Origin of the sequence: Zoogloea oleivorans (genome assembly GCF_008107625.1) — a bacterium.
GTDB classification, from domain to species: Bacteria; Pseudomonadota; Gammaproteobacteria; order Burkholderiales; family Rhodocyclaceae; genus Zoogloea; species Zoogloea oleivorans.
In genome coordinates, this window is record NZ_SDKK01000087.1 from 1 (window position 1) to 574 (window position 574).

A 574-nucleotide genomic window follows, 5' to 3' on the forward strand; every position below is an offset into this window, starting at 1 on the left:
CCGGGCAGTTCTGGCAGGACAGGGAAATGTAGGTGACGAAGTTGAATTCGCCATCCAGGTTGCGGATCTGCTCCTGCGTCTCCTCGCTGACCTTGGGCGGGTGACCACCGACCTGCAGGAGGGCGAGAACGAGCGAGGTGAATTCGTGGCCGAGGGGGATCGCCGCGAAGCGGATGCCGATGTCGGCGCCCGGGCGGGTGATCTGGAAGGATGGCGCACGCGCGGCACCTTCGTTCTTCTCGGTCAGCGTGAGGTGTGCCGACAGGGAGGCGACCTCCTGCAGCAGCTCCCGCATCTGGCGGGAGGTGTCGCCATCATCAAGGGACGCGACGATCTCCACCGGGCGGGTCACCTTGGTCAGATAGGCTTGCAACTGGGTCTTGAGCGCGGCGTCCAGCATGATGATTCCTTTGTATCGTGTCTGTTTTGAATGCAAAAACGCCCGGGCACCAACCGGCGCCCGGGCGTTTCAAACTGTTCTTGACGCTGTCGGGCGCGGCTTAGATCTTGCCGACCAGGTCCAGCGACGGCGACAGAGTCGCTTCGCCCGGGGTCCACTTGGCGGGGCACACTT

At 63.6% G+C, this 574-nt stretch carries 1 protein-coding gene and 1 pseudogene; both read right to left on the reverse strand.

The genetic code is table 11. The features are described 5' to 3' along the window. Positions 1–400, reverse strand: a pseudogene (locus ETQ85_RS25855) (alkyl hydroperoxide reductase subunit F); the annotation flags it as partial. Between the two features lie 100 nt (positions 401–500). Beyond that, positions 501–572 carry a hypothetical protein gene (locus tag ETQ85_RS27200; protein WP_425473169.1) on the reverse strand — a complete coding sequence of 24 codons (72 nt, stop codon included), beginning with the start codon at positions 570–572 and terminating at the stop codon, positions 501–503. Positions 573–574 lie beyond the last annotated feature (2 nt).